Below are 15,649 nucleotides of genomic sequence, written 5' to 3'. Positions count from 1 at the left end.
TGAATCTTTCAGACGATCAAAGACGATCTTTCAGGAGTGGTGTTCACCGTGTACACGATCGAGATGGCCTACGCCCGTATGCGCGAGCTGCAGGACCTGGCCAACCGCTCGCGTGCCCACCAGCCGTCCGCTTCCAGGCGTGCCGAGAAGAAGCACGCCGCCAAGAAGCGCTAATCCCCCCGGGAGGACGCTCCACCGAGCTCCCCCTCCCAACGGCGGTACAGCCGGTGCGGCACCTCTGCCGCGTCGAGGACCCGCCCGGCGACGAAGTCCACCAGATCCTGGATGTGCGTCGCCCCCGCGTAGAACGCCGGAGAGGCGGGCAGCGCCACGGCGCCCGCCTCGTCCAGCGCCACCAGATGCCTCAGCGTCTGCCCGTTGAGCGGGGTCTCCCGCACCACGACGACCAGCTTCCGCCGCTCCTTGAGCATCACGCTCGCGGCCCGCTGCAGCAGGTCCTTCGAAAGCCCCAGCGCCACGCCCGCCACGGCGGCCGTCGACGCGGGCACGATCAGCATCCCCTTCACCGGGTACGAGCCCGAGGACGGCCCGGCGGCCAGGTCGCCCGCCGCCCAGTACCGCACGTCGCTCACGTCGGGCGCGAAGGTGTCCGGCTTCCCGTCGGCACCCCGCGCCAGCCAGGTCGTCAGATCCTCGCGCCAGTGCCCGTCCCGGAAGGCGATCCCCGTCTCGTCGAGAAGCGTCAGCCGCGACGCCCGCGAGACGACCAGGTCGACGCTCTCCCCCGCATCGAGCAGCCCCCTCAGGACGGCGGCCGCGTACGGGGTCCCCGATGCCCCGGACACCCCGACCACCCAGGGACGTCGCTGCTTCTTCTCTACCGGCTCCACGCCGACGAGCCTATCCGGCGGTGCTCGCGGGCGACGCGCCAGGAGTTCCGGTCGGCCGTGAGCACCGCCCGGCGCGCGGCCGGGAGCGGGCGCCCGCCCGTCACACCGTCAGACCGCGCACCAGGAGGTCGAGCAGCGCGCACACGAACAGCGCCATGCCGATGAACCCGTTGACCGTGAAGAACGCGCGGTTCAGCCGGGACAGGTCGTGCGGCTTCACGATCGAGTGCTCGTAGCAGAACGCCGCCGCCACGATCACCAGACCGGACCAGAAGAACACGCCGGCGTCGGTCGCCAGCGCGTACCAGACCAGCAGACCGGTCGTCACGACGGCCGAGGCCCGCGCGCCCCACAGGGCCGCCGGGACGCCGAAGCGGGCGGGCACCGACAGCACACCGTGGGCGCGGTCCGCCTGGACGTCCTGACAGGCGAAGATCAGGTCGAAGCCGCCGATCCAGACGCCGACCGCGAGGCCGAGGATCACCGCGTCCCAGGACCACTCCCCGGTCACCGCGAGCCAGGCGCCGATCGGCCCTATGGCCTGCGCCAGGCCGAGGATCGCGTGCGGGAAGTTCGTGAACCGCTTCCCGTAGGGATAGACGACCATCGGGATGACGGCGAGCGGCGCGAGCGCCAGGCACAGCGGGTTCAGCAGCGCCGCGGCGCCCAGGAAGACGACGACGGCGATCCCCGCGCCCGTCCACGCCGAACGCACCGAGACCGCGCCCGTGACCAGCTCGCGGTTGGCCGTGCGCGGGTTCCGCGCGTCGATCTCCCGGTCGATGATCCGGTTGCACGCCATCGCGAAGGTCCGCAGCCCCACCATGCAGACGGTGACGAGCAGCAGGGTGACCCAGTGGATGTTCCGGTCGAGCTGGAACATCGCGGTCAGCGAGGCGGTGTAGGCGAAGGGCAGCGCGAAGACCGAGTGCTCGATCATCACGAGCCGCAGGAACGCCCTCGTGCGGCCCGGCTGGGCGCCGGGTACGGCCGCGGTGGTCACAGGCCGTACTCCTTCCAGCGGCGGTCCACCAGCGCCGCCGTCGCCGGATCCGACTCCACCATGTCCGGCCAGCCGCCGTCGCGGGTGTAGCCCTCCTCCGGGAGCTTCTTCGTCGCGTCGATACCCGCCTTGCCGCCCCAGAACTGCTGGTACGACGCGTGGTCGAGGTGGTCGACCGGGCCCTCGACGACCGTCAGGTCGCGGGCGTAGTCCGTGTTGCCGAGCGCCCGCCAGGAGACCTCGTGCAGGTCGTGGACGTCGCAGTCCTTGTCCACCACGATGATCAGCTTCGTCAGCGACATCATGTGCGCACCCCAGATCGCGTGCATGACCTTCTGCGCGTGCTTGGGGTACTTCTTGTCGATCGAGACGATCGCGCAGTTGTGGAAGCCGCCCGACTCGGGCAGGTGGTAGTCCACGATGTCCGGCACGATGATCTTGAGCAGCGGCAGGAAGAAGCGCTCCGTCGCCCGGCCCAGCGGCCCGTCCTCCGTCGGCGGGCGGCCGACCACGATCGACTGGAGCAGCGGACGCTTGCGCATCGTCACGCAGTCGATCTTGAGGGCGGGGAACGGCTCCTGCGGGGTGTAGAAGCCGGTGTGGTCGCCGAAGGGGCCCTCGGGGAGCATCTCGCCGGGCTCCAGCCAGCCCTCGATCACGACCTCCGCCTGCGCGGGCACCTGGAGGGGCACCGTCTTGCAGTCGACCATCTCGATCCGCTTGCCCTGCACGAAGCCCGCGAACAGGTACTCGTCGATGTCCCCGGGCAGCGGCGCCGTCGACGCGTAGGTCACGGCCGGCGGGCAGCCGAAGGCGATCGCCACGGGCAGCCGCTCACCGCGCGCCGCCGCCACCGCGTAGTGGTTGCGGCTGTCCTTGTGGATCTGCCAGTGCATGCCGATGGTGCGCCTGTCGTGGCGCTGGAGCCGGTACAGCCCCAGGTTCCGCACGCCCGTCTCCGGGTGCTTGGTGTGCGTCAGACCCAGGTTGAAGAAGGAGCCGCCGTCCTTGGGCCAGGTGAAGAGCGCCGGCAGGCGGTCCAGGTCCACGTCGTCGCCGGTGAGGACGACCTCCTGGACCGGGGCGTCGCCGGACTTCACCTTCTTCGGCGGCACGTGGACCATCGAGCCGAGCTTGCCGAAGGCCTCCCGGACCCCGACGAAGCCGTGCGGCAGCTCCGGCTTGAGCAGCCCGCCGATCTTCTGGCTGATCTCCTCGTAGGACTTCAGGCCCAGCGCCTTCAGCAGCCGCCGGTCCGTCCCGAAGACGTTCATCGCGAGCGGCATGGCCGAGCCCTTGACGTTCTCGAAGAGAAGGGCCGGGCCTCCCGCCTTGTTCACCCGGTCGACGATCTCCCCGACTTCCAGGTAGGGGTCGACTTCGGCCTTGATGCGCTTGAGGTCGCCTTCGCGTTCCAGGGCCCTGAGCAGCGAGCGGAGATCGTCGTAAGCCATAGGGGCCAGTATCGGTCACCGGCTACGCTGGGCCTGTCACCGGGGCTTCGAAACGCGCCCCGCCATTGCTTCCAGGGGGCTGTCCCACATGCTCAGGGCGCTGATGTACATCCTGCCGCTGGCGCTGACGATCTACGCGTTCATCGACTGCCTCAACACCCCCGAGGACGAGGCCAAGCACCTGCCGAAGGTCGTCTGGGTCATCATCATCCTGCTCTTCTGGATCGTCGGGCCGATCGTCTGGTTCGCCGCGGGCAAGATGCGCCGCGCGCCGGCCGGCGGCCGGACGCCCTCCGAGTGGCACCGCAACCACCGCCAGGAGTGGGTCGCGCCCGACGACAACCCCGACTTCCTGAACTCCCTGCGCGACGAGAACAAGAAGGACGAGGCCGTCCTCAAGGACTGGGAGGCCGACCTGCGCCGCCGCGAGGAGGAACTCCGCAGGCGCGAGCAGGACGGCGACGACGTCGGGAAGTCCTGACCGTGGAACTCCGGCTTCTCGTCACCTTCGAGAAGGTCGCGGCGGTCCTCAGCTTCACCCGGGCCGCCGCCGAGCTGAAGTACGCGCAGTCCAGCGTGACCAGCCAGATCCGCTCCCTGGAGTCCTCCCTCGGCGTGGAGCTCTTCGAACGGCTCGGCAGCCGCATCCGGCTCACCGAGGCGGGCGAGCGCCTGCTGCCGTACGCCCGGCGGATCATCGAGCTGACCGAGGAGGCACGCGCCGCGGTCACCGAGGCCGAGGAGCCGGCCGGGACGATCGCCGTCGGCACCATGGAGTCGCTCACCTCCTACCGGCTCCCACCGCTCCTGGAGCTCTTCCACCACCGCTACCCCCAGGTCCGGCTGACCCTGCGCCCCACCCTCGGCGACGAGACCCGGCAGGCGCTGCGCCAGGGCACCTACGACCTCGGCTTCCTCATGGAACCGGAGACGGAGCACGACGGCCTGGAGAGCGAGGTGCTCGCCGCCGAACCGCTGGTCCTGGTGGCCTCGCGGCGGCATCCGCTGGCCGGACGCACCGGCCTGACCAGCGCGGACCTGGCGGCGGCGCAGCTCGTGGGGACCGAGCCCGGCTGCCCCTACCGCGATCTCTTCGAGCGTGAGCTGAGCCACTGGGCACCGCCCTTCATGGAGTTCGGCACGATCGAGGCGACCAAGCGGGGCGTGACCGGCGGGCTCGGCATCGCCCTGCTGCCCCGGATCGCCGTCGGCGAGGAGCTGGCGTCCGGGGCGCTGGTGGCGCTCGACTGGGAGCCGCCGTTCACGCTCTTCACGCAGATCGCGTGGCGGCGGGGGAAACGGCTTCCGGCGCATGTGCGGCTGTTCGTGGAGCAGGCCCGGCGACTCGTCCGCGAGGACGCTCCGGACCCTTCGCCGACAGCGTGACCTTCAGGCTGGCCAACACGATCAGCGGGACGCCGAGCGCCTGGACGAGACCGATGTGGTGGCCGTACACCGCCCAGTCGGCGACCATCGCGACCGCCGGGTAGGTGAAGGCCAGCACGGCGATCTTGGCCGTGGGCAGCTTCTGGTAGGCCGCGTACATCAGGACGTACATCAGCCCGGTGTGGATCAGGCCGAGGCCGGCGAGCCAGGCCCAGCCCGCGCCGAGCCCGGCCGCCGCGCCGAAGTCGACGAAGGGCAGCAGCAGGGGCAGGCCGACGAGCACCTGGACGAGCGCGACGAGGTGCGGCCGGACGCCGGTGATCCGCTTGGTGACGATCGTCGACAGGGCGTAGAGCACGGCGGCGGCGAGCGCGAACCCCAGACCCTTGAGGGAGGCGGTGTCCCCGGGCCTGATGCCGGAGACGAGCACGAGGCCGACGAAGGCGAGGCCGAGCCAGCCGAACTTCGCTGCCGTGATCCGCTCCCGGAAGAGCACCGCTCCGAGCACCACCAGGAAGAACGGCTGGGTGTGGTAGACGACGGTGGCGAAGGAGATCGACGTCGCCTCGTACGCCTCGAAGAGGAACACCCAGTTGAAGACGATGAACACGCCGCCCAGGGCAGCGAGTCCGAGCTTCCTCGGGGTCAGGCCGTGGCCCGTGAAGTAGCCGCGGGCGAGGCTGTAGGCGCCGAGGGCGACCGCCCCGAAGAGGCACCGGAAGAAGACCACCTCGAAGGGGGACGCCCCGGACTCGACGACGAAGATGCCGAGGGTGCCGGAGAGCACCATGGCGAGGGTCAGTTCTGCGGTTCCCCTGGTCTCGTTTCTCATGGCCACGACGCTACGGACGGCCGAAGGGCCGGTCCACGGGCCAGTGGGGCGTCCTCCCGATGGCCCCATCGGCCCGGCCGATGGGGCGGCGGAATACGGCCCGGGGCAACGGAGTTGGCACCGGAGCACCCACGAGACCGGAGCTGACATGACTCTCGACGCCGCCCCCGGCACGGACCGCTCGTTCCTCTTCGTCCTCGGCAGCTCGCGCCCCGACGGAAACACCGAGATCCTCGCCCGGGCCGCCGCGGCGCAGCTGCCCGCCGACGTCCCACAACGCTGGGTGGACCTGAACGAACTCGTCCTGCCCGACTTCCAGGACGGCCGGCACGAGTCCGGCGGCCGGCCGGGCGGGGAGAACGAGGAGCTGCTGCGGCAGGCCACCCTGGAGGCCACCGACGTCGTCATCGCCTCGCCCCTGTACTGGTACAGCCTGTCCGCGCAGACCAAGCGCTATCTGGACTACTGGTCGGGCTGGCTGAACGTGCCCGGCTCGGACTTCAAGGCGCGGATGGCGGGCCGGACGCTGTGGGGCGTGACGGCCATGGCGCACGAGGAGCACGAGGTCGCGGACGGCCTGGTCACCAACCTGCACCACTCGGCGGCCTACCTCCGGATGCGCTTCGGTGGCGTGCTGACCGGCACCGCCTCCCGGCCGGGCCGGATCCGGGCCGACGAGCAGGCGATGATCCGTGCCAAGACCTTCTTCCAGCGCGAGGCCCCGCTCGCTCTCTTCCCCTACGAGGAGCGATCGCCGCAGGCGTGACGTCCCGGACGTGAGGGGCGCCTCCCGCCGGGGAAGGGTCCGGGACATGGACCAGGAACAGGCACGGCAGTGGCTCGCGACCGCGGTCGCCGAGGCGCGGGCCGGACTCGACGAGGGCGGGATCCCGATCGGGGCGGCCCTGTACGGCGCCGACGGCACGCTGCTCGGACGCGGGCGCAACCGGCGGGTGCAGGACGGCGACCCCTCGACGCACGCCGAGACCGCCGCCTTCCGGGCGGCGGGCCGGCAGCGCTCGTACCGGGGCACGACGATGGTGACGACGCTGTCCCCCTGCTGGTACTGCTCCGGGCTCGTCCGGCAGTTCGGGATCTCCCGGGTGGTCGTCGGGGAGGCGGAGACGTTCCACGGCGGACACGGCTGGCTGGCGGAGCACGGGGTGGAGATCGTGCTGCTCGACGACCCCGCGTGCACGGCGATGATGCGCGAGTTCGTCACCCGGAACCCGGCCCTCTGGAACGAGGACATCGGTGATGAGTGAGATCCGCGGGACGGGCGGGAGGAGCGAGACGGTCGGCTCCGGCGGGAGCGCGACGGTCGTCCCCACCATCGACCTGACCGGCGACCCGGAGGGACAGCGGGCCGCCGTGGACCGGGCACTGCGCGAGGCCGGCTTCCTGCTGGTCACCGGGCACGGGATCGACCCCGTCCTGCGCGCGGACATCCGCGAGGCCGCCCGCGCCTTCTTCCGTCTGCCCGCCGCCGCCAAGGAGCCGTACGCCGTCCGGGTCGGCGGGCGCGGCTGGCTCGGACCGGGGGCCGAGGCCAACGGGTACGCGGAGGGCACCGCGACCCCGCCCGACCTGAAGGAGTCGCTCTCCTTCGCGGCCGAGGAGCCGACCGGGAACCCGGCCGTCGACGCCGAGTGGTTCCTGCCGAACACCTGGCCCGCCGAGGTGCCGGAACTGAGACCGCTGGTGGAGACCTACCTCCGGCAGATGCGGGCCCTGTCGGACCGGATCCTGGACCGGCTCGGCTCGGCCCTGGGCGAGGACGCCGACTTCTTCACCCGGCACACCGGGCACCCCACCTTCGGCTTCAACATCAACTGGTACCCGGGGCGGGACCGGACCGGTGAGCCGGAGCCCGGCCAGTTCCGGATCGGCCCGCACACCGACTTCGGCACGGTCACCGTCCTGGACCGGCAGGCGGGCAGGGGCGGCCTCCAGGTGTTCACCGACGACGCCGGCTGGCAGGACGCCCCGTACGACCCCGACGCCCTGACCATCAACATCGGCGACCTGATGGCGAGCTGGACCGGCGGGCGATGGCGGTCCGGCCGCCACCGGGTCCTCCCGCCCCCGGCCGACGCGCCCGCCGAGGAGCTGATGTCGCTCGTCTACTTCTACGAGTGCGACCCCGGCACCACGATCCACGGCATCGAGTCCCACGCCTACCTGCGGGACCGGCTCGACGCGATCGCCACGGGATGACAACACCTGCGCAACGGTGCCGGAAAGCCTGACGAACATCCAACACCCTCTCGATAGTCTTGAGTTGACTTGTGACGGGGGTGACAGGTGGACAGAGAGCTGTACGGCCGCGAGGCGGTCTTCCACGAGTCCGGGCTCGCAGCGCGGCTCACCGGTCTGACACCGGACGGCTTCGCCCGCACCGCCTACGAACACGGCGACGACCCGCCCGTCACCGTCTTCACCGGCGGGCGGGGCATGGGCAAGACGGCCCTGCTCAAGCAGCTCCGCAACGCCTACCGGTCGGCCACTCCGCTGGCGCTGCTCGACTGCGCCCACATCGAACCGCCCGCCGACCACGGCCCCGGCTGGAACCCGCTCACCGGGGCCCTCGCCGAGCTCGCGGTCCAGCTCGCGCCGAAGGTGTACGCGGCCAAGCCCGTGCAGTTCCCCCGGCTCTCGCTCGGCCTGGTCGCGGTCGCCTCGATCGGCTGGTCGCAGGAGGACGACGAGCGGGCCCGGCGCGACCTCCAGCGGCTCGGCCCCGTGCTCGCCACCGTCGACGCGGCCAAGGGAGCCGCCGTCAACTGGGTCGGCAAGGTGCTCGCCAAGCTCGCCGCCACCTTCGCCGAGGCCACCGCCCCGATGGCCGGGCTGCTCGCCGAGGCGACCGTCGAGACGGTCCTGGAGGAGGTGTTCGGCCGCTTCCAGCGCACCTCCGAGAGCTGGTACGGCACCTACCGCAACGCCGGAGGCCGCGGCAAGGCCGGACTCCAGCAGCTCGCCGTCGACTTCGCGCAGGGCGGCCGCCGCCGGCGCGAGGCCGAGGACTTCCTGGTCGGCGCCCTGATCGAGGACCTGGGCCGCGCCTACACCGGCCTCACCCGGCTCGGCACCCGCCGCGGCCGCCCCGTCCTGCTCCTCGACAACGCCCACGAACCGCTCGGCCGACGCCTGGTCGAACCGATTCTGCGGGCCCGCGCGGCCGGCCGCCGCGACCACGTCGTGGTCATCGCCGCCTCCCGGGTCCGCGACCACGACGGCATCCGGCACGCCACCCGCTTACGCCTGCCGGAGACCGCTCACCGCGCGCCCTGCCCCCGCGGCCCCGACGTCACCTCCGGCATCCTCGCCGTCGAACTCACCCCGCTCTCCCCCGCCCAGACCCAGAGCGCCTTCGACCGCTTCGACCCGGCCGGCCGCACACCCGCCGAACTCGCCCGGGGCGTCCACCGGCTGACCGGCGGCCGGCCGCTCGGCGTGATCCTGCTCGGCCGGACCGCCGGCGAGGCCCCGGCCCCCCTGCGGTCCACGCTCACCCCCGGCTCCCTCCTCGACCTCACCGTCGAGCTCCGCGAGGACGCCGCCCCGGTCCCGGTCGCCCCCGCCCTGCTCGCCGCGCTCCTGCCGGGCGTCAACCCCGGCCCCTTCGCCGTCCTGGCCGCCGCCCACGACGAGGAGTCGGCCCGCGTGCTCGCCCGCACCCGCCTGCGGGGGGAGTCCCCGGACGGCGACATGGTCCTGCGCGTGCGGGACCAACTGCGTGGCGAGGACTGGCCCGAGGGCCCCGAGCACTTCGTCGCCGATCCGCTGCTGCGCGCCCTGCTCCTGCACCGCCTGCGTTTCGAGGACGGGGAGCAGTACGCCACCTGGCGCGCCGTCCACGAGACACTGCACCGCCACTACGCCGGGGACCCGGCCGGGCAGCACCGGCTGCACCACGAACTCGCCCTCGGCCGCACCGAGGACGCGGTCACCCACCTGCGCCTGACCTTCCCCGACCCGGACGTCGTCGGCTGGCTGGGCCGGCTGCGCTTCATCGCCTCCGCGCCCTACCCCCGAGGGCGGGACGGGACCGGCCCCGACCCGCGCCGCGCCGTCGCCCTCGGCCGGGAGCCCGCCGACCGGCTCCCGGCCGGCCTCGACGACGACGCCACCGAGCTCCAACTGCTCATCCGGCGGCTCCTGCACGCCGTCTGGCTGCTCACGGATCCGCTCGCGCTGCCCGACGACGAGGTGACCGACAAGCTGGCGCACGAACTGCGCCAGCTCTCCGGCCGCCACCGGACGGGCAACAGCCCGCTGTGGGACGCGGCCACCCACTGGCCGAAGGACATCCGCGCCTGGCGGGGGCTCTCGCTGCCGCCGGGCACGGGGATCGGAGTCTGAGGACCTTGGCCGACCGGCTGCGCTACCGCGTCTGGTTCACCACCCGCCAGAAGATCGTCACCACCGTCCTCGCCCTGGCCGTGCTCGGCACCGGCATCGGCTACGTCGTGGACCGGGCCACCACGCCGGAGGACCGTTCTTGCGCCCGGGGGGTCGAACGGCCCGCGGGCAGCACCGAGTGCGTCGGCGTGAACGGCGACGGCTACGACTTCGGCGTCCCCTCCCTCACGGAGGTCGCCCGCGCCATCGCCACGGAGAACGCGACGCTCACGAGCGACGAGTACGCCACCGTCGCCCTGCTGCTGCCGCTGACCTCCACCGACCCCGGCATGCGGGTCAAGGTCCGGCACGAGGTGCAGGGCGCCTACGCCCGCCAGTACCGGGCCAACCACGCCTCCAACAGCGAGACCCCCCGGATCCGGCTCGTCCTCGCCAACACCGGCAAGGGCAACGCCCACTGGCGCCCCACCGTCGAACGGCTCAAGACCATGACGGCCGCACCCGACCGGCTCCGCGCGGTCTCCGGTGTCGCCACCAGCTCCACCGAGGTGCGGCAGGCCGTGGCCGCCCTGACCGGCGCGGGCATCGCCGTCGTCGGCACCACCATCACCGCCGACGACATCGCCAACGGCCCCGGCGCCGGCAACAACCGCTACCCCGGCCTGGCCCGCGTCTCCCCCACCAACAGCGACGAGGCCAAGGCACTGGCCCACTTCGGCAAGGTCGTGGCCGCCAAGGCGCTCCTCGTCCAGGACACCCGCACCGGCGACCACTACACGGACACCCTCAAGACCGCGTTCGCCGCCTCCCTGAAGGGCGCGCCCTACGAGCCGCAGCTCTTCACCTCGCCGCCCGACCCGACCGACGAGGGCACCACCGCGAACACCTTCCGCCAGATCACCCACCTGATCTGCGACACACGGGCCGAGACGGTCTTCTTCGCCGGCCGGCACACGCAGCTGCGCCAGTTCATCAACGCCCTCGGGGCGCGGGGCTGCGCGGAACGGGCCTTCACGATCCTCACCGGCGACGAGGGCTCGTACCTGGGCGCGGACGCCAAGCTCGACCGGAAGGCCCTGAAGACGCGGCTGACCGTCCGCTACGCCTCACTGGCCCACCCCGACGCCTGGCAGCCGGCACCGGGCCGCCCGGTCCCGCGGACCGGCGGTTCCGCCGCCGCCTACGCGACCTTCCTCACCGACATCGCGCGGGCCTCGAAGACCCCGGTCCCGCTCGCCGACGGCCAGGCGATCATCGCGTACGACGCGATGGCGACGGCGGTGCACGCCATCCGCCAGGCGACCCCGGACGGCAAGCACTACCCGGAGGCGGCGGACGTCGCCACCCAGTGGCCCCAGGTGAAGGGCTCGCTCCGGGTCGAGGGGGCGGGCGGCTGGATCTGCCTGGACAACTTCGGCAACCCCTTCGACAAGGCGGTGCCCATCGTGGAACTGGCCCAGGACGGCTCGCAGCGGTTCGTCCAGATCGCCTGGCCGGAGGGCCGGCCCCCCGCCGCGTCCTGCCTCCCGCCGCGCCGCGGGTGAACGCTCGGCGGCCGGGTCCCGGACAGCTCCCGGGGCGCGCCTCAGGGCTCCCACCTGGGCCAGGGCGCGTCGTCGCGGGCGTAGAGCTCACGCAGCTCCTGCCAGCGGTCGGCCGACCAGTCGGCCCAGTTCGTGGGCGACCCGTCCAGCGCGGCGGCCAGCCGCTCGAAGTGGTCGTGCCAGGCCGCCAGGGTGTCCAGCTTCTGCTCCCGCGCCCCCCGGAACTCGTTGGCGAACCGCAGCACGGTCGACCCGCCGCCCGCACCGCCCGGCTCCAGATGGAAGCGGATCCGGCCGTGCGGGGGATCGACCGTGTACTCGGCCACGCTCCGCGGGTCCCAGGCCGTCACGCGTCCCGAGACGACCGTGTCCCCGTTGAGCCGGTGCAGTGTCAGCAGACCCCCGAGCCGGGGCTCCATCGGGTCCGCCTCGCACAGCCACTCCCGCAGGCCGTCGGCCGTGGCCACGGCCTCCCAGACGGACGCCGCGGGGTGGGGCAGGTCCACCGTGAACCGCAGGAGGTGCGCGTCGCCGTCGTGGGTCTCGCACCTGCCCCGGGGGATCTCGCTCATACCTCCAGCGTCGCCCCGCCGCCGCCCGCCCGCTAGCGCAGGACGGCGGCCCGGACCGAGGGTCCGGGCCGCCGTTCCGCGTGCCGCGCGCGCTCAGGGGCCCGCGGGCCCCCGGCTCACACGCCCGCGTAGGAGTGCTTGCTGTTCACGAAGATGTTGACGCCGTAGTAGTTGAAGAGGAAGCAGCCGAAGGCGATCAGCGCGATGTAGGCCGCCTTGCGCCCCTTCCAGCCGGCCGTCGCGCGGGCGTGCAGGTACGCCGCGTAGCCGACCCAGGTGATGAAGGACCAGACCTCCTTGGCGTCCCAGCCCCAGTAGCGGCCCCACGCGTCGCCGGCCCAGATCGCGCCCGCGATGATCGTGAAGGTCCACAGCGGGAAGACGGCCGCGTTGACCCGGTACGAGAACTTGTCCAGCGAGGCCGCGGACGGCAGCCGCTCGAGCACCGAGCGGGCGAAGGAGCCGGGGTTCCCACCGGTCGCCAGCTTGTTCTCGTAGGAGTCGCGGAAGAGGTAGAGCAGGGTGGCGACCGCGCCGAGGTAGAAGACGGCGCCGCAGAAGATCGCGGTGGAGACGTGGATCCACAGCCAGTACGAGTCCAGCGCCGGCACCAGCTGGTCGCTCGGGGTCTTCAGCCAGGTGGTGGCCATGCCCAGGTCGAGCAGGACCGTCGTCACCAGCGGCAGACCGATCCAGCGGACGTTCTTCCGCGCGACGAGGAAGCCGAGGTACGCGCCGACCGCCACGGTGGAGAAGGTGGTGGAGAACTCGTACATGTTGCCCCACGGGGCGCGCTGCACGGAGAACGCGCGGGTGACCACCCCGGCGGCCTCGATCAGGAACGCCAGCGCCGTCAGGGACACGGCGATCCGGCCGTACAGGTCGCCCTGCACCGTGCCGCCGGCCGCGCCGGGGCCGTCCGGGACGTCCCGGGCACCGGCCGAGGAGCGCGTCACGACCCGGGGCTTGTCCAGGACGGCGGTGCCGCCGCCCTGCTTCACCTGGACGGTGACGGCCGGGGCGGACCCGTCGGCGGCGTTCCGCGTGAGGGCGGCGGCCGTCCGGCCCACCTTGCTGCGGCTGCCGAACACCCACTCGGCGATGTGGGCCAGGAAGGCCAGCGTGTAGACGGCCATCGAGGAGTAGATGAGGTAGTCGCTCATCTGCGCCAGGCTCGCGTTGGTCGCGGCGGCGAGGATCACTTGTCAGCCTCTCCAGCTTCGGCAGGTTCTTCTGCGGGTTCCGGCGCGGTCGGCGCCGCCTGTGTGTGGAGCGTGACCGCGAGATCGGCCAGCTCCTCGGGGAGCTTGGCGGACTCGCTCCGGCCAAGACCCGCCATCTCGACGACGGTGACGCCGTCCTTCCCCCGTACGGCCCGGACCCAGACCCGGCGCCGCTGGATGAACAGCGAGCCGGACAGGCCGGCGATCGCGGCGATCGCGCCCGCGAGGGCGAGGCCGTTGCCGGGCTGCTGGGAGATCTGGAAGCTGGCCCATTCCTTGACGTCCTTCTCGAAGGTGATCGAGCCGGCGCCGTCGGGCAGCGTCATCGTCTCGCCGGGCAGCAGCCGCTGGGCGAGCTTGTTGCCGTCCTTGTCCTGGAACTGGGTCATCTTGGACTTGTCGAGCTGGTACACGTTCTGCGGCAGACCGGAGTTCACGCGCAGGTCGCCGTGGAAGCCGGTGACCGCCATGACCGGGAAGTCGAGCGCCGGGAACTGCGAGAACATGCTGCCCTTGCCGGCACCGGCGAACGTCGGCACGAAGAAGGCCTGGAAGCCCAGCTGCTCCTTCTTGCCGTTCTTGTCGCGGTAGCCGTCCATCACCTTGACCGCGCCGGTGGAGGTGATGTTGTTGTCGATCGGCAGCAGCGGGACGGCCTCGCGCATGACGACCTTCCCGCGGCCGTCCCGGACGGTGACGACGGGCGCGTAGCCGTGGGCGATCAGGTAGACCTTCGACTCGCCGACCTTGAGCGGCTCGTTGACCCGGATGACCGCCTTCTTGTCGGGACCGGTGCCCTCCGCGTAGGTGACGGCCGCCTCGAAGGTGCGGGGCGTGCCGCGCTGCGGGCCGTTCTTCTCGTACGTCCCGGTGAACTTGTCCAGCGTGAAGCTGAACGGCTCCAGGTCCTCGGTGCTGAACTGCGAACCGGACTTGAAGTCGTCGTACTGCGTGAGCGTGTTGGCGAAGCCGCCGCCCTCGACGATCAGCTTGCCGCCCTCGGACTTGAAGAGCTGGCCGGTCGCGAACGCCACCAGCATCACGATCAGAGCGATGTGGAAGACCAGGTTTCCGGTCTCGCGCAGATAGCCCTTCTCGGCGGCGACCGCGTTCCCCACGACGTGGGCGCGGAAGCGGCGGCCCTTCAGCAGCCCGAGCGCCGCCTCGCGGACCTGCTCGGGCTCGGCCTCCGTGCGCCAGGTCGTGTACGCGGGCAGCCGGGTGAGGCGGCCGGGCGCGCCCGGCGGGCGGCCGCGGAGCTGGCCGACGAACTGCCAGGTGCGGGGCACGATGCAGCCGATGAGGGAGACGAACAGCAGGATGTAGATCGCGGAGAACCACACCGAGCTGTAGACGTCGAAGAGCTGGAGCTTCTCGTAGAGCGGCGTCAGCGTCTCGTGGGCGTCCTTGAACGCCTGCGCCTTGATCTCGTCCACGTTGGTCTGCGGGATCAGCGAGCCGGGGATCGCGCCGAGGGACAGAAGGAAGAGCAGGAGCAGCGCCACCCGCATCGAGGTCAGCTGGCGCCAGAGCCAGCGGATCCAGCCGACGACCCCGAGGGTGGGACCGCCGACGACGGTCTCCTCGCGGGGCGCGGTGGACAGCTGGGCCCCGGCCTCGCCGAGGCCGTCCTGCTCCTGGGCACCCGTCGTGCCCGTGTCGGTCTTGCTCATCGGAACTCTCAGATCCCCACCGTGAAGCCGCTGGACCAGCCCTGCATGTCGGCCACCATGCTGTCCCACGCACCTGTGAGGAGCAGCAGGCCGGTCAGGATCATCATGCCGCCGCCGATCCTCATCACCCACGCGTAGTGCTTCTTCACCCAGCCGAACGCGCCGAGCGCCTTGCGGAAGGCGATCGCGGCCAGGATGAACGGCACGCCGAGCCCGACGCAGTACGCGACGGTCAGCAGGGCGCCGCGACCGGCGCTGGCCTCCTGCGCGGCGAGCGCGTTGACGGACGCCAGGGTCGGGCCGATGCACGGCGTCCAGCCGATGCCGAAGAGCGCGCCGAGCAGCGGCGCGCCGACCAGACCGGTGACCGGCCTGCGGTGGAAGCGGAACTCGCGCTGGGTGAACCACGGCATGAGGCCGAGGAAGAACCCGCCCATGGCGATCATGAGGATGCCGAGGACCGTCGTGAGCGTCTCGCGGTGCTCCTGGAGCGTCCAGCCGAAGTAGCCGAAGAGGGCACCGCCGGAGACGAAGACCGCGGAGAAGCCGAGGACGAAGAGCGAGGCGCCGGCCGCCATCCGGCCGCGCTTGGCCTCCATCAGGTCGGTGCCGGTGACGCCGGTCACGTAGGAGAGGTAGCCGGGGACGAGCGGCAGGACGCACGGCGAGAAGAACGAGACCAGACCGCCGAGGACGGCGATGGGCAGCGCCAGCAGCAGGGCCCCGCTGAAGACCGTCTCGTTCAC

Annotated in this window: 16 protein-coding genes; 8 read left to right on the top strand and 8 right to left on the bottom strand. The window is 71.9% G+C overall.

Features of this window, described 5'->3' with window-relative positions; translation table 11 throughout:
• The first annotated feature begins 36 nt into the window (after positions 1–36).
• The gene (locus ACE1OA_RS19770; RefSeq protein WP_187282727.1) at positions 37–174 is read left to right on the top strand and encodes a hypothetical protein; all 138 of its coding nucleotides are present in this window, start codon (positions 37–39) and stop codon (positions 172–174) included.
• Here ACE1OA_RS19770 and ACE1OA_RS19765 read toward each other — a convergent pair.
• The 3 genes from ACE1OA_RS19765 to ACE1OA_RS19755 all read right to left on the bottom strand — a co-directional run bounded on the left by ACE1OA_RS19765 (position 171) and on the right by ACE1OA_RS19755 (position 3,308).
• Positions 171–851 (bottom strand): UbiX family flavin prenyltransferase, encoded by a 681-nt coding sequence (locus ACE1OA_RS19765; RefSeq protein ID WP_384874078.1) that lies wholly within the window; start codon positions 849–851, stop codon positions 171–173. The genes ACE1OA_RS19770 and ACE1OA_RS19765 overlap by 4 nt on opposite strands.
• 100 nt (positions 852–951) lie before the next feature.
• On the bottom strand, positions 952–1,854 hold the full coding sequence (gene mqnP, locus ACE1OA_RS19760; protein WP_356602744.1) for a menaquinone biosynthesis prenyltransferase MqnP: 903 nt from the start codon (positions 1,852–1,854) through the stop codon (positions 952–954).
• A complete protein-coding gene (locus ACE1OA_RS19755) occupies positions 1,851–3,308 on the bottom strand; it encodes a menaquinone biosynthesis decarboxylase (RefSeq protein WP_356602742.1) in 1,458 nt (485 codons plus the stop codon). The genes mqnP and ACE1OA_RS19755 overlap by 4 nt, the downstream gene beginning before the upstream one ends.
• Positions 3,309–3,396: 88 nt before the next feature.
• On the opposite strand from ACE1OA_RS19755, the gene ACE1OA_RS19750 reads away from it, so the two are divergent.
• On the top strand, positions 3,397–3,789 hold the full coding sequence (locus ACE1OA_RS19750; protein WP_147979134.1) for a PLD nuclease N-terminal domain-containing protein: 393 nt from the start codon (positions 3,397–3,399) through the stop codon (positions 3,787–3,789).
• Positions 3,790–3,791: 2 nt separating this feature from the next.
• The gene (locus tag ACE1OA_RS19745; protein WP_356602738.1) at positions 3,792–4,694 is read left to right on the top strand and encodes a LysR family transcriptional regulator; all 903 of its coding nucleotides are present in this window, start codon (positions 3,792–3,794) and stop codon (positions 4,692–4,694) included.
• Here ACE1OA_RS19745 and ACE1OA_RS19740 read toward each other — a convergent pair.
• The gene (locus ACE1OA_RS19740) at positions 4,579–5,526 is read right to left on the bottom strand and encodes a DMT family transporter (RefSeq protein WP_432753140.1); all 948 of its coding nucleotides are present in this window, start codon (positions 5,524–5,526) and stop codon (positions 4,579–4,581) included. The genes ACE1OA_RS19745 and ACE1OA_RS19740 overlap by 116 nt on opposite strands.
• Positions 5,527–5,674: 148 nt before the next feature.
• Here ACE1OA_RS19740 and ACE1OA_RS19735 point away from each other — a divergent pair, with 148 nt between their 5' ends.
• The 5 genes from ACE1OA_RS19735 (at position 5,675) to ACE1OA_RS19715 (ending at position 11,435) form a co-directional block, all read left to right on the top strand.
• Positions 5,675–6,292, top strand: a complete 618-nt coding sequence (locus ACE1OA_RS19735; protein ID WP_356602734.1) for a flavodoxin family protein — start codon at positions 5,675–5,677, stop codon at positions 6,290–6,292.
• Positions 6,293–6,338: 46 nt separating this feature from the next.
• Entirely contained in the window at positions 6,339–6,791 is a 453-nt protein-coding gene (locus ACE1OA_RS19730) for a nucleoside deaminase (RefSeq protein ID WP_356602732.1), read from the top strand.
• Positions 6,784–7,743 carry an isopenicillin N synthase family dioxygenase gene (locus tag ACE1OA_RS19725; protein ID WP_384874086.1) on the top strand — a complete coding sequence of 320 codons (960 nt, stop codon included), beginning with the start codon at positions 6,784–6,786 and terminating at the stop codon, positions 7,741–7,743. Before ACE1OA_RS19730 ends, ACE1OA_RS19725 begins: the two co-directional genes overlap by 8 nt.
• Positions 7,744–7,830: 87 nt before the next feature.
• A complete protein-coding gene (locus ACE1OA_RS19720) occupies positions 7,831–9,891 on the top strand; it encodes a hypothetical protein (RefSeq protein WP_432753139.1) in 2,061 nt (686 codons plus the stop codon).
• A 5-nt stretch (positions 9,892–9,896) separates the two neighbouring features.
• Positions 9,897–11,435 carry a hypothetical protein gene (locus ACE1OA_RS19715; RefSeq protein ID WP_356774890.1) on the top strand — a complete coding sequence of 513 codons (1,539 nt, stop codon included), beginning with the start codon at positions 9,897–9,899 and terminating at the stop codon, positions 11,433–11,435.
• A gap of 41 nt (positions 11,436–11,476) precedes the next feature.
• Here ACE1OA_RS19715 and ACE1OA_RS19710 read toward each other — a convergent pair whose 3' ends face one another.
• The 4 genes from ACE1OA_RS19710 to ACE1OA_RS19695 form a co-directional block, all read right to left on the bottom strand.
• A complete protein-coding gene (locus tag ACE1OA_RS19710) occupies positions 11,477–12,007 on the bottom strand; it encodes an SRPBCC domain-containing protein (protein WP_356602724.1) in 531 nt (176 codons plus the stop codon).
• Positions 12,008–12,123: 116 nt separating this feature from the next.
• Positions 12,124–13,209 (bottom strand): c-type cytochrome biogenesis protein CcsB, encoded by a 1,086-nt coding sequence (gene ccsB / locus ACE1OA_RS19705; protein ID WP_356602722.1) that lies wholly within the window; start codon positions 13,207–13,209, stop codon positions 12,124–12,126.
• Complete coding sequence (gene resB / locus ACE1OA_RS19700; protein WP_356602720.1) at positions 13,206–14,903, bottom strand: cytochrome c biogenesis protein ResB; 1,698 nt, start codon at positions 14,901–14,903, stop codon at positions 13,206–13,208. Before resB ends, ccsB begins: the two co-directional genes overlap by 4 nt.
• An 8-nt stretch (positions 14,904–14,911) precedes the next feature.
• Entirely contained in the window at positions 14,912–15,649 is a 738-nt protein-coding gene (locus ACE1OA_RS19695; protein WP_356602718.1) for a cytochrome c biogenesis CcdA family protein, read from the bottom strand.

Source organism: Streptomyces sp. JL2001, from assembly GCF_050917515.1.
GTDB lineage: Bacteria > Actinomycetota > Actinomycetes > Streptomycetales > Streptomycetaceae > Streptomyces.
The sequence above is the reverse complement of the archived record's forward strand: the minus strand, read 5'-3'. Positions and strand labels throughout refer to the sequence as shown.